The 18,242-nt window shown below is 67.1% G+C and carries 19 protein-coding genes and 1 tRNA gene; 6 read left to right on the top strand and 14 right to left on the bottom strand.

The features are described 5' to 3' along the window. A complete protein-coding gene (locus LQZ85_RS07775; protein ID WP_056278890.1) occupies nucleotides 1–984 on the bottom strand; it encodes a DMT family transporter in 984 nt (327 codons plus the stop codon). Nucleotides 985–1,045: 61 nt separating this feature from the next. Here LQZ85_RS07775 and def point away from each other — a divergent pair, with 61 nt between their 5' ends. Together def and LQZ85_RS07765 are read left to right on the top strand one after the other, a co-directional pair. Further along, nucleotides 1,046–1,612: a peptide deformylase gene (gene def, locus LQZ85_RS07770; RefSeq protein WP_072591388.1), complete on the top strand. Its 567-nt coding sequence runs from the start codon at nucleotides 1,046–1,048 to the stop codon at nucleotides 1,610–1,612. A 119-nt stretch (nucleotides 1,613–1,731) separates the two neighbouring features. Then, nucleotides 1,732–2,247, top strand: a complete 516-nt coding sequence (locus LQZ85_RS07765) for a septum formation family protein (RefSeq protein WP_053096476.1) — start codon at nucleotides 1,732–1,734, stop codon at nucleotides 2,245–2,247. A gap of 147 nt (nucleotides 2,248–2,394) precedes the next feature. On the opposite strand, the gene LQZ85_RS07760 is transcribed toward LQZ85_RS07765, so the two are convergent. The 5 genes from LQZ85_RS07760 to dusB form a co-directional block, all read right to left on the bottom strand. Continuing rightward, nucleotides 2,395–2,470 (bottom strand) — tRNA-Asn (locus LQZ85_RS07760). A 96-nt stretch (nucleotides 2,471–2,566) separates the two neighbouring features. Then, on the bottom strand, nucleotides 2,567–3,340 hold the full coding sequence (locus LQZ85_RS07755; RefSeq protein WP_053096485.1) for an ATP-binding cassette domain-containing protein: 774 nt from the start codon (nucleotides 3,338–3,340) through the stop codon (nucleotides 2,567–2,569). 36 nt (nucleotides 3,341–3,376) lie between these two features. Next, on the bottom strand, nucleotides 3,377–5,242 hold the full coding sequence (dnaG, locus tag LQZ85_RS07750) for a DNA primase (RefSeq protein WP_230100745.1): 1,866 nt from the start codon (nucleotides 5,240–5,242) through the stop codon (nucleotides 3,377–3,379). After that, nucleotides 5,242–6,636 carry a deoxyguanosinetriphosphate triphosphohydrolase gene (locus LQZ85_RS07745; RefSeq protein WP_056278892.1) on the bottom strand — a complete coding sequence of 465 codons (1,395 nt, stop codon included), beginning with the start codon at nucleotides 6,634–6,636 and terminating at the stop codon, nucleotides 5,242–5,244. Before LQZ85_RS07745 ends, dnaG begins: the two co-directional genes overlap by 1 nt. Beyond that, nucleotides 6,626–7,780: a tRNA dihydrouridine synthase DusB gene (dusB, locus tag LQZ85_RS07740; RefSeq protein WP_053096491.1), complete on the bottom strand. Its 1,155-nt coding sequence runs from the start codon at nucleotides 7,778–7,780 to the stop codon at nucleotides 6,626–6,628. Before dusB ends, LQZ85_RS07745 begins: the two co-directional genes overlap by 11 nt. 59 nt (nucleotides 7,781–7,839) lie before the next feature. On the opposite strand from dusB, the gene LQZ85_RS07735 reads away from it, so the two are divergent. Then, nucleotides 7,840–8,334 carry a glutathione peroxidase gene (locus tag LQZ85_RS07735; protein WP_053096494.1) on the top strand — a complete coding sequence of 165 codons (495 nt, stop codon included), beginning with the start codon at nucleotides 7,840–7,842 and terminating at the stop codon, nucleotides 8,332–8,334. Here LQZ85_RS07735 and LQZ85_RS07730 read toward each other — a convergent pair. After that, the gene (locus tag LQZ85_RS07730) at nucleotides 8,331–9,029 is read right to left on the bottom strand and encodes a DsbA family oxidoreductase (RefSeq protein ID WP_056278893.1); all 699 of its coding nucleotides are present in this window, start codon (nucleotides 9,027–9,029) and stop codon (nucleotides 8,331–8,333) included. The two genes, LQZ85_RS07735 and LQZ85_RS07730, sit on opposite strands and share 4 nt — an antisense overlap. A gap of 53 nt (nucleotides 9,030–9,082) precedes the next feature. Here LQZ85_RS07730 and LQZ85_RS07725 point away from each other — a divergent pair, with 53 nt between their 5' ends. Then, a complete protein-coding gene (locus LQZ85_RS07725; protein ID WP_056278894.1) occupies nucleotides 9,083–9,694 on the top strand; it encodes an AAA family ATPase in 612 nt (203 codons plus the stop codon). On the opposite strand, the gene LQZ85_RS07720 is transcribed toward LQZ85_RS07725, so the two are convergent. Continuing rightward, nucleotides 9,634–10,437, bottom strand: coding sequence for an isoprenyl transferase (locus LQZ85_RS07720; protein WP_230100744.1), 804 nt, complete (start codon nucleotides 10,435–10,437; stop codon nucleotides 9,634–9,636). The genes LQZ85_RS07725 and LQZ85_RS07720 overlap by 61 nt on opposite strands. Further along, complete coding sequence (gene recO / locus LQZ85_RS07715; RefSeq protein ID WP_053096502.1) at nucleotides 10,434–11,180, bottom strand: DNA repair protein RecO; 747 nt, start codon at nucleotides 11,178–11,180, stop codon at nucleotides 10,434–10,436. The genes LQZ85_RS07720 and recO overlap by 4 nt, the downstream gene beginning before the upstream one ends. Nucleotides 11,181–11,214: 34 nt before the next feature. On the opposite strand from recO, the gene LQZ85_RS07710 reads away from it, so the two are divergent. Further along, nucleotides 11,215–11,910: a TRIC cation channel family protein gene (locus tag LQZ85_RS07710; protein ID WP_053096504.1), complete on the top strand. Its 696-nt coding sequence runs from the start codon at nucleotides 11,215–11,217 to the stop codon at nucleotides 11,908–11,910. 69 nt (nucleotides 11,911–11,979) lie between these two features. Here the strand turns inward: LQZ85_RS07710 and leuA are convergent, their stop codons facing one another. Next, complete coding sequence (gene leuA / locus LQZ85_RS07705; RefSeq protein WP_053096506.1) at nucleotides 11,980–13,734, bottom strand: 2-isopropylmalate synthase; 1,755 nt, start codon at nucleotides 13,732–13,734, stop codon at nucleotides 11,980–11,982. A 196-nt stretch (nucleotides 13,735–13,930) separates the two neighbouring features. Between leuA and LQZ85_RS07700 the strand changes: the two genes are divergently transcribed. Further along, the gene (locus LQZ85_RS07700) at nucleotides 13,931–14,569 is read left to right on the top strand and encodes a hypothetical protein (RefSeq protein WP_230100743.1); all 639 of its coding nucleotides are present in this window, start codon (nucleotides 13,931–13,933) and stop codon (nucleotides 14,567–14,569) included. On the opposite strand, the gene LQZ85_RS07695 is transcribed toward LQZ85_RS07700, so the two are convergent. The 4 genes from LQZ85_RS07695 to ybeY form a co-directional block, all read right to left on the bottom strand. Next, nucleotides 14,566–15,516: an NADP-dependent oxidoreductase gene (locus LQZ85_RS07695; protein ID WP_056278897.1), complete on the bottom strand. Its 951-nt coding sequence runs from the start codon at nucleotides 15,514–15,516 to the stop codon at nucleotides 14,566–14,568. The two genes, LQZ85_RS07700 and LQZ85_RS07695, sit on opposite strands and share 4 nt — an antisense overlap. Nucleotides 15,517–15,596: 80 nt before the next feature. Next, nucleotides 15,597–16,493, bottom strand: coding sequence for a GTPase Era (gene era / locus LQZ85_RS07690; RefSeq protein ID WP_053096511.1), 897 nt, complete (start codon nucleotides 16,491–16,493; stop codon nucleotides 15,597–15,599). Beyond that, nucleotides 16,486–17,781 (bottom strand): hemolysin family protein, encoded by a 1,296-nt coding sequence (locus tag LQZ85_RS07685; protein WP_230100742.1) that lies wholly within the window; start codon nucleotides 17,779–17,781, stop codon nucleotides 16,486–16,488. Before LQZ85_RS07685 ends, era begins: the two co-directional genes overlap by 8 nt. Continuing rightward, the gene (gene ybeY / locus LQZ85_RS07680; protein ID WP_053096515.1) at nucleotides 17,778–18,236 is read right to left on the bottom strand and encodes an rRNA maturation RNase YbeY; all 459 of its coding nucleotides are present in this window, start codon (nucleotides 18,234–18,236) and stop codon (nucleotides 17,778–17,780) included. Before ybeY ends, LQZ85_RS07685 begins: the two co-directional genes overlap by 4 nt. Nucleotides 18,237–18,242: the final 6 nt, after the last annotated feature.

Below are 18,242 nucleotides of genomic sequence, written 5' to 3'. Positions count from 1 at the left end.
TCAGGCCCCGGGGTCTTTTGTCGCGTCGTCACTGCCGCGCGTGATCCCGAGGTCCTGGCTGTCGCTCAGCACCTGCGGGTGGTACCGCGCGAGGTTGACGACGCCCCAGATCGCGATGGCACCGGCCACGGCGAAGATCACGAGGACCCACGGCGGTGACGCCGCGGCCTCTCCGAGCACGACCATGCCGATGAGCACGGCGACCATGGGGTCGACGACCGTCAGTCCGGCGATGACGAGATCCGGCGGCCCCGAGCTGTAGGCGGACTGGACGAAGTACGCTCCGACGGCGCCGGCCGCGATCAGCGCGATGACGCACACGAGGGTGATCCACTCGAAGTTGCCGGCGCTGATCCGGCTGATGACGGCTTTGGCGAGAGTGGCGACGAAACCGTAGAGGATGCCGGCGCCGATGACGTAGAACAGAGCGCGCATGCGGTGGCGGAGCACCAGCCAGCAGGCGCCGAGCACGATGATGACGACCAGCAGGATCGCCAGGATCGTGAAGAGCTCGGTGTCGGTGATCTCCTTCTCCGTGGCGTAGATCGCTGCGAAGAAGACGAACAGGAAGATGCCGCCCACACAGCAGACGATCGCGATGATCGACTTCCTGGTCGGCGAATGACCCGAGATCCGTGCGTTGAGCAGCGTGGTGATGACGAGCGCGATGGCGCCGAGCGGCTGCACGACCATCAGCGGCGCTTGAGAGAGCGCCGCGAGCTGACACACGATCGCCAGGCCGAGCATCAGCGTTCCGGCTATCCAGGAGGGCCGGGTGAGCAGGCCCTTCATCTGGCTCATGCTCAGACCGCTGGCTCCGTCGGATCCGCTGAGCCGCTCCACCTTCTCGACGCCACGATGCTGATACTGCGCGCCGAGAGACATGAAGACGGCACCCGCAAGCGCGAGGGGGATGCCGAGGAGCAGTTTCGGGTTCTGGAAGACACCGACCAGCTGCTCGGTGACGTCTTCCGCCCCAGTCATCCATACGGAGATGCTCACCCTTCGACCCTACCCGGCGATGTGCGCCGAGTAGGGTTATGGCGTGGCTGTTCTTCCTATTCGCATCATGGGCGACCCCGTCCTGCACTCCCCCGCTTCCGTCGTCGAGGAGATCTCCGACGACATCCGCACGCTCGTCGCCGACATGTTCGAGACGATGGACAGGGCCCCGGGCGTCGGTCTCGCCGCACCCCAGGTCGGCGTGCCGCTGCGCATCTACACGTACGCGTACGTCGACGATGACGAGCAGCCGTGGCGTGGCGTGATCATCAACCCGGAGCTCTGGATGGTGCCGCTGGAGCCCGGCGAGCCGGACGACGAGCTGGAGTCCGAAGGCTGCCTCTCGTTCCCGGGTGAGCGATTCCCGCTACGGCGCTCGGAGCGGGTGCGGGTCTCAGGCGTCGATCTCGACGGGGCGCCGGTGGAGATCGCGGTCGACGGCTGGCGCGCCCGCATCATGCAGCACGAGTTCGACCACCTCGACGGCATCCTCTACATCGACCGCCTCTCGGACGGCGACTGGAAGACCGTCCAGAAGATCGCGAAGAAGCGCGGGTGGGGCAAGCCCGGCGCGAGCTGGGTCCCCGGCATCGACGATCTGGAAGCCTGACCTTCCCTCCCAGCCCGCTCACAGTCTTCTCGGAGTTGCATCACAGACTCCGGCCCGGATACCGTGCTTGAGGTGGTATTTCAATATGCCACTCACCAAGAGGCTCTGGAGGGGACGAAATGATGAAGATGCGCACGCGACGCGCACTGGCGCTGGCAGGTTCTGCTGTGGCGCTGTCGGTCGCACTGACCGGCTGCAGCGCGCTGAACGGCATCCTGGGGGGCGGTTCGGGCGACGCCGACCGCGACGAGGACACCGGACAGGTGACCGAGAGCTCGAACATCGACATCTTCTCGCTGAAGCTCGGCGACTGCAAGATGGCGAGTGCAAGCGGTCTCATCGAGGACGCCGACGTCGTCCCGTGCGACCAGCCGCACGATGAAGAGGTCTACTACGAGATCACGATGGACGACGGCGAGTTCTCCGAGGAGAACATCGACGCCGCGTCGCAGGAGTGCATCGGCGACGCCTACACGAGCTTCGTCGGTGTCGCCTTCGAGGCCTCGGTGCTCGAGGTCTACCCGATCACGCCGACCCAGCAGACCTGGGACGAGCTGAACGACCGCGTCGTGCAGTGCGTGATCTCCGACCCCGCCGGCCAGACCACCGGGTCACTCAAGGGCGCAGCGCGCTGATCTCGCTCTGATCACCGAACGAGGCTCCGTCATCCGACGGGGCCTCGTTCGCGTATCCGGAGGTCACCATCGAATGACCTCGAAGAGACAATAGCGGGGACTCGCACCGCAGAAAGGGAAAAGCCCCTCCGAAGAGGGGCTTTTCATTGGCTCCCCGGCTTGGACTCGAACCAAGAACCTGCCGGTTAACAGCCGGCTGCTCTGCCAATTGAGCTACCGAGGAATGTGCTCCGCTGTGCGGGCAACTCGTCAATCCTAGCAAACTCCGGAGCGTGCTCGTGACACCGGCCGCAGGTCGGGCGTGTCGTCGGCACCCCTGTCAGTGGCCCGAATCCGCCTCGGCGTTGGGCGCCCACAGCAGGTCCTTGCCGACACCGCGGGCGACCACGTGACCCCCGCGCAGCATCAGCGTCTCCGCATTCAGCTCACGGATGAAGTCGGCGTCGTTCGTCACCAGCAGCGCGCCCATCCCCTGCTCCTTGCGCCGACGGGTGATCGCGTCGAACACCACGGGCCGCACCTCGAGATCGAGGTTGGCGAGGATCTCGTCGGCGATGAGCACCCAGGGCTCGAGCACGAACGATCGCGCAATCGCCACGCGCTGACGCATGCCTGCGCTCAACTCGTACGGGAACCTCGCGGCTGTTCCGAGAGGCAGGTGCAACTCGTCGAGCAGCGTCGCGACGCGGATGGAGAGCGCCTGGGTATTGACCCGCTTCTCGCGGATCAGGATCGGCTCTGAGATGATCTCGCTCACCGTGAGCTGGGGAGGGAGGTCGGCACCGGCGCCCTGCGGAACGAATCCCGTGCGGTAGGTCAGCAGGCGATGCTTGCGTCCCGGCCGGCGGATGTCGACTCCGCACACCTGAGCGCTGCCTCCGACGACCCGGACCGACGGATCCGTGGATCCTGCCAGCGCCGCGACGAGCGTCGACTTGCCCGAGCCGGTCGGGCCGGCGACGCAGATGAGCTCGCCCGGTGCGAGAGCGAAGCTCACCCCGTCGATCGCGCGGGTGGGGCCGCTGTGCCCGATTCGATCGATGACCAGATCAGAGCTGTCGATCGCGTTGGTCGATTCGGGCCGGGAGAACATTCCTCCATCCTGCCTTGCCGCGCCTGACAGCCGGCGTTACGACTCGGCGAACCGCTGACGCTCGACGTCGATGTCGCGAAGACGCATCCGCAGGGCGCGCCCGCCGTCCGAGTCCGCGGGAACCCGCTGCACGGCACCGAGGAGCTCCTGCTTCTCGTGCTCGAGGATGCGCATGATGAGCCGCTTGGCGAGATCGGTCGTCGAGGCGACGGCGCCGTCTTCGTTGCGAGCCGGGAACGGCGTCATCAGCAGCTCGCCCGCGAGCGATCGGTAGGGTTCGCGCACCGAGTTCACGGCATCCGTCACCCAACCGGCGCGGGTGCGGTCAGCCGCGGCCGCGACGGCCTCGCGCACGGCGTCGAGCCCCGGGGTGCGGAACGGAGCGCTGAGGGCGCGGGTGAGCAGCGCCTGATCGATCTGGTGACCGTACTGCAGGGCGCCCATCAGCGCGTCGCGTTCGACCGCGACATCCGCGGTTCGCGGCAGGCTCGCAAGAGTCACCGGAGCCATGCCCGGCGCCACTGTGGCGGGGTCGATCGTGGTCTCGTGCCTGGCCGCCTCGTGCCGCGCGGACTGCGCTCCCCCACGTGCGGCACGTTCGACCTCGTTGCGCACCTCGGTCGGGTCCATGCCCAGCCTTCGCGCGAGCACCCGCTCGTATCCGGGTCGCAGCAGACGATCGCGAATCTCCGCCACGATCGGCGCTGCCGCGCGCAGCGCGCCCACCCGGCCCTCGACCGTCGAGAGGTCGAAGCCGCTGAGCTTCCTGTCGATCGCGAACTCGAACATCGGCTGCTTGGTCTCCATGAGGGAGCGCACGGCGGCATCACCGCGCTGTAGCCTGAGGTCGCACGGGTCGAGGCCGTCGGGCGCCACCGCCACGAACGTCTGCGCGTTGAAGCGATCGTCCTCGGTGAAGGCGCGAAGCGCGGCCTTCTGACCTGCCTCGTCGCCGTCGAAGGTGAAGACCACCTCTCCGGAGGCGTTGTCGTCGCCCATCACCCGGCGGAGCACCTTGACGTGATCGGTTCCGAACGCCGTGCCGCACGTCGCGATCGCGGTCGTGAGGCCGGCGAGGTGACACGCCATGACATCGGTGTATCCCTCGACCACCACGACCCGGCGGGGATCGCCCCGCGAGATGTCGCGCTTGGCGAGATCGAGGCCGTACAGGACCTGGGCCTTCTTGTAGATCGGCGTCTCAGGCGTGTTCAGGTATTTCGGCCCCTGGTCGTCGTCGAAGAGCTTGCGCGCACCGAACCCGATCGTCTGACCGGAGACGTCGCGGATCGGCCAGACGAGGCGGCCACGGAAGCGGTCGTAGACGCCGCGCTGACCCGTCGACACCAGACCGGCAGCACTCAGTTCCTCGCGCGTGAACCCCTGAGCCGTGAGGGCTTTCAACATCTTGTCCCACCCGCGCGGCGCGAAGCCCACGCCGAAGTGCGCGGCAGCACCGGCGTCGAAGCCGCGCTCCCCGAGGAACCGGCGTCCCGCCTCCGCATCGGCGGTGAGCAACTGGCCGCGGAAGTACTCGGCGGCAGCGGTGTTGGCCGCATAGAGACGACTGCGTCCGCTCGTCTCCGGTGCCGACCCGCCGTCTTCATAGTGCAGCGCGTAGCCGAGGCGGCCGGCCAGTCGCTCTACGGCCTCGGTGAAGCTGACGTGGTCCATCTCGCGCAGGAACGAGTAGACGTCACCCGATTCACCGCATCCGAAGCAGTGGTAGTAGCCGACCTGGGGCCGCACGTGGAAGCTGGGGCTCTTCTCGTCATGGAACGGGCACAGGCCCTTCAGCGAGCCGACGCCGGCGGACTTGAGTGCGACGCGCTCCCCGACGATGTCGGCGATGTTCGTGCGGGCCTTGACCTCGTCGACGTCGGCCTGGCGGATGCGGGGCATCAGCCGCCCCCTTCGATGACCGCCTGACGCGGGGTGTGCTGACGAGCACCCGGTCGCGCATGTCTCGGAGTCCAGATCCCGACCTCTGCAGGGTCGATCTCGCCGACGAGCCTGTTGTGCCAGTCGATCGCGCTCTGATCGGTGAGGCTCGCGATCTGATCGACGATCACGCGGGCGCGCTCGGCGTCGCTCGTCGCCGCGAGGAAGTCCGCCGAGAAGGCGGGCTCGAGCACGTCCGCGCCGGCAGACCACAGCGCGTCGGTCGACCAGAGCGCATCGGCCAGACGCTTCAGCACCCGCCGCTGCTCTTTGTACACGCCCTTACGGGCATCGATCGTGACGATCGCCTGCCCCATGATGCCCTTGAGCACGGCGATCTCAGCCTCGATCACCCGCGGCACCACGACGTGAGCGTTGTAGCGCACGAGAGCGGGGCCGGAGTATGCCTCACGCGTCGCCGAGACGGCTGCTCTCGCGAAGCGGCCGATGAAGTCGCTCGTCAGGTTCTTGAGCCGGGCGAGGTCATGCCGTGATCGGTCGAAGGACTGCAGCCACATCGGCTGGGAGGCGAGTCGATACAGGGCATCGGCGAGGTCGTCGCGGGTGAAGTCGTACCCGACCCACTGCTGGATGCGGTCGATGAGCGCCTCATGCTGACGCGGATCGGACAGCTGCGCGACATCGACGTAGCCGTTGACGATCGCATCCTCGAAGTCGTGCACCGAATAGGCGATGTCATCGGACAGATCCATGATCTCCGCCTCGATGCAGCGTCGGCGTCCGGGGACTCCCTCGCGCAGCCACCGGAAGACCGCCTCGTCCTCGGGATACACGCCGAACTTGAGTCGACCTCCCGGGTCGGGCACGGGGCTGTCGGCGGTCCACGGGTACTTGCAGGTCGCGTCGAGGCTGGCTCGCGTCAGGTTGAGTCCGACAGAGCGCCCGTCGTCGTCGATCGCCTTGGCCTCCAGACGGCTCAGGATGCGCAGCGACTGCGCATTGCCTTCGAACCCGCCGATGGGTTCGGCCCACTCGTTGAGCGCACGCTCGCCGTTGTGCCCGAAGGGAGGGTGTCCGAGATCGTGACTGAGGCACGCGGTGTCGACCACATCGGCCGAGACTCCGAGTGCGGTGGCGAGTTCGCGTCCGACCTGGGCGACCTCGAGCGAGTGGGTCAGACGATTGCGGGCGAAATCGGCTGTGCTGGCCGGGCTGAGCACCTGGGTCTTCGCGGCCAGTCGACGCAGAGCCGCCGAGTGCAGCACGCGCGCACGGTCGCGGGCGAAGTCGTCTCGTTCGGATCGATGGGTCTCGGCGAAGAATCGCTCGGCATCGCGCGGGTCGTATCCGTCCGAGCGTCCGCGAGCCGGGTATGCCTGAGGATCAGCCGCCACTGTTCTCGATCTCCGCCCCTCGCATCATCTCTGAGGCCGACGCCGCGAGTTCCCGCGACTCCAGCCACTTGTCCGGCAGCGCCGGGCGTTTCGGGCGACCGGACCGACCGCGCTGTCCTTCGGCATCGGCGCCGGGGTACGGCGCCGAATGATCGAGCTGGCCGAGCAGCTCGTCGATCTCGGCGAGGCTGGATGCTGTCGCGAGCCCCGTCCGGATGTCGCCGCCGACCGGATAGCCCTTGAAGTACCACGCGACATGCTTGCGGACATCGCGGCATCCGCGGTCCTCATCCTCGAAGAACTCGACCAGCAGCTCGGCGTGGCGACGGAAGGCATCGGCCACGAACCCGAGGGTCGCGTCGACCGGATGCGATTCCGCGCCGAAGGCCGCCGCGAGCTCGCCGAAGAGCCAGGGACGACCGAGGCATCCACGTCCGACGACGACTCCGTCGCAGTCGGTCTGCTGCATCATGCGCACGGCGTCGTCGGCCGACCAGATGTCGCCGTTGCCGAGCACGGGGACGCTGGTGACGGCCTGCTTGAGCTCGCCGATCGCGTTCCAGTCCGCGAAGCCGGAGTAGAACTCGCTCGCCGTCCGCGCATGCAGCGCGATGGCCGAGACACCGGCGTCTTCGGCAGCGCGCCCGGCGTCGAGGAACGTGAGGTGGTCGGGATCGATGCCCTTGCGCATCTTGATGGTCAGGGGCACGTCGCCCGCCGCCTTGACCGCCTGGGTGACGATCTGCGAGAAGAGAGAGCTCTTCCACGGCAGCGCCGCTCCCCCGCCCTTGCGCGTGACCTTGGGGACCGGGCATCCGAAGTTCAGGTCGATGTGGTCGGCGTGGTCTTCGGCGACGATGATGCGGACGGCCTCGGAGATCGTGTGCGGGTCGACGCCGTAGAGCTGGATCGACCGCGGAGTCTCGGACTCGTGGTGGCGGATGAGTCGCATCGTGGTCTCGTTGCGCTCGACCAGTGCGCGCGAGGTGATCATCTCGCTCACGTAGAGCCCCGCACCGTATTCGCGGCACAGCCTGCGGAACGCGGTGTTCGTGATACCCGCCATGGGTGCGAGGACGACCGGCACGTCGAGGGCGATCGGACCGATGTTGAGGGTGCGAGCTGAGGCGGTGGCGAGAGTCATGTCCCCTCCATTCTCCCAGACACGGAGCCGGTCTCGGCGCATCGACCTAAGCTGTGAATATGACCGATCCCGCAGTCCGTTCCATCCCCTTCACAGACGCCGACGGCAACGAGAAGACACTCGATGATCTGGGTGCCGATGTCGTCCTCGTGGTGAACGTCGCCTCGAAGTGCGGCCTCACTCCGCAGTACGAGCAGCTCGAGGAGCTGCAGCGCCTGTACGGCGACCGCGGGTTCAGCGTCGTCGGGTTCCCCTGCAACCAGTTCTTCGGGCAGGAGCCGGGATCGGTCGATCAGATCCTCGAGTTCTGCTCGACCACGTACGGTGTGACCTTCCCGATCAACGACAAGGTGAAGGTCAACGGCAAGAACGCCACCGATCTCTACAAGACGCTCAAGGAGACCCCGGATGCCGGCGGCAAGGCGGGTCGCGTCGAGTGGAACTTCGAGAAGTTCCTGGTGCTTCCCGACGGAGAGGTCGTCCGCTTCCGCCCGAAGCAGAAGCCGAACGACCCCGAGATCGTCGGCGCGATCGAAGCCGCGCTGACCCGCTAGACCGCGGCCGTCTCGGCTTCGGCTTCCGGCTCGGTCTCACCGCGCTTGGCCCAGAGGTCACGCAGGACGTTCTCGAACGCTGCGGGCGGCTGCGCTCCGCTGATGCCGTACTGACCGTCGATCACGAAGAACGGCACGCCCTGGATCCCATAGGCCTGGGCCTGCGCCTGGTCCTGGCGGACGTCGGCGAGGTGACGAGCGGACACCAGTGCTTCTCTCGTGTCATCCGGGTTGAGTCCGACCTCGACCGCGAGTTCGACCAGGTCGTCGATACGGCCGACGTGCTTGCCCTCGGTGAAGTACGCGGACATCAGCCGCTCCTCCATCGCGTGCTGCACACCCTGTGCCTTCGCGAAGTGAAGGAGCTCGTGCGCCTTCACGGTGTTGGTGTGCTGGAGGAGGTCGAAGCGGTACGCGAGCCCGGCGTTCTCGGCGACTCCGGTGACGTGCGACAGCATCTGCTCGACCTGGTCGCGCGGCATCCCCTTGTGACCGGCGAGGAAGTCAATCTCATCCCCGTCGAAGTCGACCGGGGTGTCGGGCGAGAGCTCGAACGAATGGAAGGTGATGTTCACCTGCGGCGCATCGTCGTCGCCGGAGACGGCTTCGAGACCCTTCTCGAGGTTGCGCTTGCCGATGTAGCACCACGGGCAGGCGATGTCGGACCAGATGTCGATCGAGATGGCTTCACTCACATTGACATCCAACCGTATGCACCTATGGGCTATTCCGTCGTTAGGATTCTCAGATGCTCTCCGCCGACGATCCGCTGCCGCTTCGGCCGGAGAGAGTGCTGATCGCCGGTGTCACAGGATCGGGCAAGACGACGCTCGCACGACGCATCGCCGACCTCTGGGATCTGCGTCACGTCGAGATCGACGGACTCTTCCACGGTGAGAACTGGACTCCACGGCCGTCCTTCCTCGACGACGTCCGCGCCTTCGCTGCGGAGGACCGCTGGGTCACCGAGTGGCAGTACACGAGCAAGGGAACCGATGAGATCCTCGCTCCTCGTGCGAAGGTCGTGATCTGGCTGGACTACCCGTATCGCGTGGTCCGGGCACGTCTGCTGCGGCGCACGCTCGGGCGCAGCATCCTGCGCACCCGCATGTGGAACGGCAACGTCGAGAAGCCGATCTGGCGGATGTTCTCGGGAGATCCCGAGGAGAACATCATCGCCTGGCAGACGCTAACGCTGCACAATTGGACCGAGCGGATGCCCGGCGTCGTGAGCGAGCAGCCCCATCTTCTCATCGTCCGGCTGCGCCACCCGCGAGAGACGGAACGATGGCTGCGCGCTCAGGCGGAAGCGTCAGGGGTGTCGATCGCCCCGCCGAAACGACGATCGCGGGACAGGTAGACCCCGATCGCGCGCCAGAGCTCCTCGCGAGAGAAATCGGGCCAGAGCGTGTCGAGGAACACCATCTCGGCATACGCCGCCTGCCAGAGCAGGAAGTTCGAGGTGCGCTGCTCGCCGGAGCTGCGCAGGAACAGGTCGACGTCGGGCATGTCCGGCACGTAGAGGTTGCGACGGATCATCTTCTCGGTGATCGCGTTCGGTTTCACCCGTCCCGCCGCGACATCGGCGGCGATCGCGCGCATCGCGTCGACCAACTCGATACGCCCGCCGTAGTTCACGCACATGGTGAGGGTGAGCACGTCATTGCTCTTCGTGAGCTGCTCCGCGTACTGCAGCTCTTTGATCACGCTGCCCCACAGCCGGGGCTTGCGTCCAGCCCATCGCACGCGCACGCCCCACTCGTTGAGCTGATCACGTCGACGGTGCAGCACGTCGCGGTTGTACCCCATGAGAAAGCGCACCTCCTCGGGAGACCGGGCCCAGTTCTCAGTCGAGAACGCATAGACGGAGAGATGCTTGACCCCTGCCTGGATCGCACCGGCGACGACGTCGAGGAGCACCTCCTCCCCCGCCTTGTGCCCCTCGACGCGGTTCAGTCCGCGGCGGTTCGCCCAGCGGCCGTTGCCGTCCATGACGATCGCGACGTGCTCGGGCACCGCTCGGAACGCCGGCGGGTGGACGCCCGTCCAGTCGAGCGGACGATAGGCGACGGCATCCTTGTGGGTGTAGGGCTTGGGGCTCACCGTGCTCCTTCTCGAGGAATGTCGGCCACGAGGTGGGCCAGCGAGCGGATGCCGCGCTCCAGGTGCCACTGCGCATAGGCAGCGACGAGGCCTGATGCCGCGGCGTTGTCCGCGTGAGGCGCGGCATCGATCGCCTCCCACTCTCCGGTCATGAGGGATCGCAGCAGCGACAGGGTCTTCTCTGCCACCTTCGGACTTCCGGCCGGCGCGCAGTTCACGCATACGGCGCCTCCGAGCTGACCGACGAAGTGCGCGTGCGGGCCGGGGGCGGCGCATCGTGCGCAGTCGCCGAGAGACGGCGCCCATCCCGACAGCGCCATCACGCGCAGAAGGTAGGAGTCGAGGATGCTCCTGGGGGAATGCTCGCCCCGCGAGAGCGCACGCAGCCCGCCCACCAGCAGCAGGTACTGCTCGGGCGTCGCCTCGGAGTCGCTCAGCCGATCGGCGGTCTCGACCATCGCGTTCGCCGATGTGAACCGGTCGTAGTGGGCCGCGATGTCGGAACCGTAGGAGCCGAGCGACTCCGCCTGCTGCACGATGTCGAGCGAACGTCCCTGGTACAGCTGCACGTCGGCCACCATGAACGGCTCGAGGCGCGACCCGAACTTCGACGACGTGCGCCGGACGCCCTTGGCCACCGCACGGATCTTGCCGTGCTGACGCGACAGCATGGTGACGATGCGATCCGCCTCACCCAGCTTGTGGGTGCGCAGGATCACCGCTTCGTCTCGGTAGGTGGGCACCGTTCGATTATCCTCCGTGCGGGAGAATAGAGGCGTGACCGAACCGCTCTTCACCATTCCGCTCTGGGCGGACCTCCTCGGCGTCGGCCTCGGCGGCGTTCAGGGCGCGATGTTCGCGTCGGGGTTCCAGGGGCAGCGACGACTCGACTGGCTCGGCGTCGCGATCATCGGCATCATGATCGGCATGGGCGGCGGTCTCATCCGCGACATCCTGCTCGGTCAGACTCCGGCCACGCTGCAGAGCAACTGGTACCTGCTCACGGCCACCGGCGCCTCGCTGCTCGGGATGCTGCTCGCGGGACTCTTCAACCGTCTCAACACCGTCATCGTGGTGCTCGACGCCGTGGTGATCGGCATGTTCGGCGCGTTCGGCACGAGCAAGGCGATCGCCTTCGGCATCCCTCCCGTTCCCGCGGTGTTCATCGGCGTCTGCGCAGCGGTCGGCGGCGGCGTGCTGCGCGACATGCTGATGGGCCTGCCGACCTCGATCATGCATGTCGGCTCGCTCTACGCCGTCGCCGCCGGCGCCGGCTGCGTCTTCATCGCCACCGCGAACGGACTAGGGATGTCGATCACGCTCGCCGCCGTCCTCGGCATCGTCGTCACCGCGGTGATCCGAGTGCTCGCCGTGAGCTTCGACGTCTCGCTTCCGGAGCAACGTCGCCTGTATCGCCGCAAGGTCGCCGCAGAGACCGGAGTGATCCAAGTCGTCAAGCCGAGCCCTGAGTGACCGATCCTCGGCACGGGGCAGACGTAACGCCCCCGCGGTCGATGACCGCGGGGGCGTTCTCGTCGACCGTCAGACCGCTGCCAGCTCCAGCTGGCGCGTGCGGATCGAGCGGTTGACGCCCGAGACGATCGCCTTGAGGGATGCCGTCGAGATGTCTCCGTCGATGCCGACGCCCCACAGGCGCTGATCGCCGACCTGCAGCTCGACGTACGCCGCAGCCTGCGCGTCGCCACCTGCACTGAGTGCGTGCTCGACGTAGTCGTAGAGAGTGATGTCGAAGCCCTGACCGCGCAGCACCTCGATGAACGCGGCGATCGGTCCGTTGCCGTTACCGGCGACGGACACCTGCTGATCGTCGTCGCGCAGTGTCACGTCGAGCACCACGTCACCCGACATGTCGCTGCGGGTCTGCGTCGAGAGCAGCTCGAACCGCCCCCACTTTGCCTCGGTGTCAGTGGCGGGCAGGTACTCGTCGTTGAAGATCGACCAGATCTGCTCGCTCGTGACCTCGCCGCCCTCGGCGTCGGTCTTGTTCTGGACGACGCCCGAGAACTCGATCTGCAGCTTGCGCGGCAGGTCGATCGCGTGGTCCGCCTTGAGCAGATAGGCGACGCCGCCCTTGCCGGACTGCGAGTTCACACGGATCACGGCCTCATAGGAGCGTCCGAGATCCTTCGGGTCGACCGGCAGGTAGGGGACGGCCCATTCGATGTCGTCGACCGTGACGCCTTCAGCCTCGGCACGGGCAGCCATCGCCTCGAAGCCCTTCTTGATCGCATCCTGGTGCGACCCGCTGAACGCGGTGAAGACCAGGTCGCCCGCCCACGGCGACCGCTCGGGCACCGGCAGCTGGTTGCAGTACTCGACGGTGCGCTTGACCTGGTCGATGTCGCTGAAGTCGATCTGCGGATCGATGCCCTGCGTGAAGAGGTTGATGCCCAGCGCCACGATGTCGACGTTTCCGGTGCGCTCGCCGTTGCCGAACAGGCAGCCCTCGATGCGGTCGGCCCCGGCCATGTAGCCGAGCTCGGCCGCCGCGATCGCCGTGCCACGGTCGTTGTGCGGGTGCAGCGACAGGATCACGTTCTCGCGGTGCGCCAGGTTGCGGCTCATCCACTCGATCGAGTCGGCGTAGACGTTCGGCGAGGCCATCTCGACGGTCGCCGGCAGGTTGACGATGACCTTGCGGTCGGGGGTGGGCTCGAAGACCTCGATCACCTGGTTGCAGACGTCGACGGCGAACTCGAGCTCGGTTCCCGTGTAGCTCTCGGGCGAGTACTCGTAGTAGACCTTCGTGTCGGGGATGGTCTTCTCGTACTGACGGCACAGCCGAGCACCCTCGAGCGCGATGTCGATGATGCCCTGCTTGTCGGTGCGGAAGACGACCTCGCGCTGCAGCACGCTGGTCGAGTTGTAGAGGTGCACGATCGCCTGCTTGGCCCCGGAGATCGACTCGTACGTGCGGGCGATCAGATGCTCGCGCGCCTGAGTCAGCACCTGGATGGTGACGTCATCCGGGATCAGGTTCTCTTCGATGAGCTGACGGACGAAGTCGAAATCGGTCTGGCTCGCCGAGGGGAATCCGACCTCGATCTCCTTGTACCCCATGCTGACGAGGAGTTCGAACATGACGCGCTTGCGCTCGGGCGACATCGGGTCGATGAGCGCCTGATTGCCGTCGCGGAGGTCGACTGCGCACCAACGGGGCGCCTCGGTGATGCGGGCGTCCGGCCAGGTGCGGTCGGGCAGGTTGACCGTGATCTGCTCGTGGTACGGCCGATACTTGTGGATCGGCATCGCAGACGGGCGCTGAGTGTTCTGCATGATGGGGCTTCTTCTCTTCGTCAGAATTGTGAACGGGCCAACACAAGCGCCGCGACGAGGAAGGCCCTAGCTTTAGGACTCGTCGCGGCAGCTAAGAAGAAGCAGACCGCCGAAAGGCATGCGGCCATGGTAGCAGGGATGCCGATCCGCTCCGAGCCGCCGTGAGACGATCACCCGTCACGAGACACTGTCAGGCATGAGCACATCGCACAGCCGCATGCTTCTCGCCGCCGTCGCCGTCATCGGGATGTGCGGCCTCGCCGCCTGCTCGTCCGGTTCCGGAGCTGCATCCGCGCCGACGAGTTCGGCCTCACCGACCTGGGATGCCGCGAGCGTCCCACCGCCGGAAGGACGGGTGATCGGCACCGGCACGGTGCTCGATGTGGACGGTGAGCCTCGGCTCTGCCTCGGAATCGTCGCCGAGTCGTATCCACCGCAGTGCTCGGGCCTTCCCCTCGACGGCTGGACCTGGGACGGGGTAGACGGGAGCGAATCCAGCGGCGACACCACGTGGGGAACCTACGCGGTGTACGGAACCTTCGACGGCGAGCGATACGCGGTCACCGATCCTCCGATCATGCTCGCCCTGTACGACCCTGTCCGACCGGAGGATCCCACGGGCGGTGTCCCAGGCGCGAGCTCCGAGGCTGAGCTGGCGCAGGTGTCCGACGAGCTGTCGAATACCGTGGGACGCGATGCGCTCACCCTGTGGACCGAACGCGGCTATGTCTGGATGCAGGTCGTGTGGGACGACGGGTCGGTGCAGAACGCGATGGATGCGGCGTACGGAGATGGGGTCGTGGTCGTGACCTCGGCGCTGCGCGAGATCGATTAGGATGACGGGATCAGAGCGAGCTTTCCGCCGGGATGCCCTTCGGCGAGCAGAGCGAGTGCCGCCGGAGCCTCCTCCAGGGCGAACGTCCGCGCCACGGGAACGATCAGATCTCCGTTCTGAGCGAGAGCGATCAGTTCCCCGCGCACCTCGTCCCGGAATCGGGCGCTGACGGGCATCGAACCGGCGATCACCCGGATGCCGTCGGAGGCGGCCCTGCCCATCGCTGCGATCGTGACGATGCGCTGGCGGTCTGCGACCAGCTCGAGGGACACGTCCACGGCCTCGTCCGTGCCCACCGCGTCGAGGGCTGCCGAGACGCCCGCCTCGCCCGCGGCCCCCCGGACCCGATCCGCCAGGCCGGCCCCGTATCGCACGGGGACTCCCCCGAGACGACGGACGACGTCGAACCGCTCGGCGCTCGCGGTGCCGATCACTCGGATCCCCCGCAGCGCGGCCTGCTGCAGCACGCTCACTCCCACCGCTCCCGACGCGCCGTGCAGGAGGATCGTCTCCCCCGGTGCCGCGCCGGTCACCCAGAGCATCTCAGCGGCCGTGGTGCCCGCGAGCAGCAGATTCGCGGCCTCCGCGTGCGTGAGTGTGGTCGGCTTCGCGAAGGCCTTCTCGGCGGGCACGGTCAGCTCGGTCGCGTATCCCCCGCGCACGCGGAAGGCGACGACCTCGTCACCTTCTTTCGCATCCCCCGAGCCGATCCGCGTGCCGGGTCCGATCGCGCTGATCGTGCCCGAGACCTCGTAGCCGATCGGCACAGGCAGCTGCACGCCCTGGTGAGCAGACGCGACGTGCTTGGCGTCCGCGGGATTCACCCCGGCGGCCTCCACGCGGATCGTCACCTCACCGCGGCCGGGAGACGGCACCTCGTAGTCGACGAACTCCCATGTCTCAGGCGCGCCCCACGACGATGCGATCCAGTGCTGTGCGAGTGTCATATCGCGACCCTACCCCTGCGGGAGAGTCCTGCGGCCGTGCCGCTGGAGCGCCGGATCCTCGCCGTCTCTCGTGTCGAGGGTCAGAAGCCGAGGCGGCCGAGCTGCTTCGGGTCGCGCTGCCATTCCTTCGCGACCTTCACATGGAGGCCCAGGAACACCCTCGTGCCGAGAAGCTCTTCGATCCCGACACGTGCCCGACGTCCGACATCGGCCAGACGCTTGCCCTTGTGGCCGATGATGATCGCCTTCTGGCTGTCACGCTCCACAACGATGGATGCATGCACATCGGTCAGGTCGGTTCCCTCACGCGGGGCGATGTCGTCGATCACGACCGCGATCGAGTGGGGAAGCTCGTCGCGGACCCCGTCGAGCGCGGCCTCGCGGATCATCTCGGCGATCCGGTCCTCTTCCGACTCATCGGTCGTGACACCCTCGCCGTACAGAGCCGGCCCCTCGGGCATCAGTGCGAGCACCTCGTCGGCGAGCACCTCCAGCTGGTCGTTCGTGAGCGCGGAGATCGGGATCACGGCGTCCCAGTCCTCGCGCAGCGCGTCGACCTCCATCAGTCGCTCGGTGATCTGGTCGCGACTGGCCGCGTCCGTCTTCGTGACGATGGCGATCTTCTTGGCACGACGGTATCCGTCGAGGGACGTCGCGATGCGGCGGTCGCCGGGCCCGACCTTCTCGGTCGCCGGCACGCAGAAGCCGATCACATCGACGTCGCCGAGCACCTGTTCGACGAGGTCGTTCAGGCGCTCGCCGAGGAGCGTACGGGGCTTGTGGATGCCGGGGGTGTCGACGATGACGAGCTGCCCCTGCGGACGGTTCACGATCCCGCGGATCGCCCGTCGCGTCGTCTGCGGCTTCTCACTGGTGATCGCGATCTTCTCGCCCACCAGCGCATTCGTGAGAGTGGACTTCCCGACGTTCGGTCGTCCCACGAAGGTCACGAACCCGCTCCGCGTCTGCTCAGTCATCGTTTCCGTCTCTCTCATCTGCGGCATGACCCGCGTCGTCTGCCCCTCGTTCCACGAAGACGGTCGCGATTCCGCGCCCTCGTCCTCGAGACGCGCCGCCGGTGAGGGTCAATCCCTCGACCGTCGCTGTGGATCCCGGTTGCGGGACCTGTCCGAGTGCCTTGCCCAGCAGACCGCCGATGGAATCGACGTCCTCGTCCTCGAGCTCGAGGCCGAACAGATCGCCGACGTCCTCCAGCGAGAGTCGGGAGCTCACGCGATAGCGTCCGTCGCCGAGTTCGACGACCTCTGCCGATACCTGATCGTACTCGTCGGAGATCTCGCCCACGAGTTCCTCGATGAGGTCCTCCAGGGTCACGAGCCCCGAGATGCCGCCGTGCTCGTCGATCACGAGGCACACGTGCACGGCATCCCGCTTCATCTGCTGCAGGAGGGTCTCGGCGCGCATGGACTCCGGCACGAAGGTCGCGGGTCGCGAGATCGGACGGATGGATGCGGTTCGCCAGGCGTTCTCGTCGCGGAAGGCGAACAGCACCAGGTCCTTCAGATAGAGCACTCCGACCACGTCATCGGCGTCGTCGTCGACCACAGGCATTCGGGAGACGCCCCGCTGCAGGAACAGCGTCATCGCCTCGCTCGTGGTCGCCGTCGCATCGACCGTCACCATCTCGGTGCGCGGCACCATCACCGCACGCACGAACTGGTCGGTGAAGTCGAATACGGAGTGGATGAGGTCGCGGTCGTCAGCCTCGATCAGATCGTTCGAGGCGGCCTCGTCGACCATGCTCAGCAGCTGCTCCTCGGACGTGAACGAGCTGCGTCCCCGCCCGGGGGTCACCCGGTTGCCGAGCACCACGAGTCCGTGAGCGAGTGGCCCCAGGATGATGCGCAGCCCGCGGACGATGCGTGCGTTGGCCCGGAGCATGCCCTCGGCGTGGTGCCGCCCGAAGGATCGAGGGCTCGCCCCCACCAGCACGAAGCTGATACCCGTCATGAGCAGCGCTGCGGCCAGCATCGCCCACCAGATGTTGTCGAACAGGATGCTGAACGCCACCGTGACGAGCACCGCGGCCGCCGTCTCGGCGAGCACGCGGATGAATGCGACGGCGTTGACGTGTGCGTCAGGGTCGGCGGCGATGCGCACCAGCTGGGGGCCGTTGCGCCCCTCCGCGCCCATCTCCTCGATGTCCGACCGGGACGTGACGCCGAAGGCGGCGTCGATCGCCGCCATCAGGCCGCCGAAGGCGACGAGCAGGACAGCGCCTGCGAGCAGGAGGGCCGCGGTCATCGTCGACGTTCAGCCGCGGCGAAGCCCTGGATGAGCTCCTTCTGCAGTCCGAACATCTCGCGCTCCTCGTCGGGCTCGGCGTGATCGAAGCCGAGGAGGTGCAGCAGACCGTGGGTGGTGAGCAGGATCAGCTCGTCCATCAGGGTGTGGCCGGCGGCCTGTGCCTGAGCCTCGGCGACCTGAGGACACAGCACGATGTCTCCCAGCAGCCCCGGGGCCGTGGGGCGATCCTCGGTGCCCGGGCGCAGCTCGTCCATCGGGAAGCTGAGCACGTCGGTCGGACCGGGCTCATCCATCCACTGCACGTGGAGTGCCTCCATGGCAGCCTCGTCGACGAGCACGATCGCGACCTCGGCGTCCGGGCTGACATGCATCTGCGCGAGGTTGAAGTCGGTCAGGCGCTGCAGCACGGTCTCGTCGACGTCGATGGCCGACTCGTTGTTGATCTCGATCATGGCTGT

It is taken from the genome of Microbacterium sp. Bi98 (assembly GCF_918698045.1).
Lineage (GTDB): Bacteria > Actinomycetota > Actinomycetes > Actinomycetales > Microbacteriaceae > Microbacterium.
The sequence above is the reverse complement of the archived record's forward strand: the minus strand, read 5'-3'. Positions and strand labels throughout refer to the sequence as shown.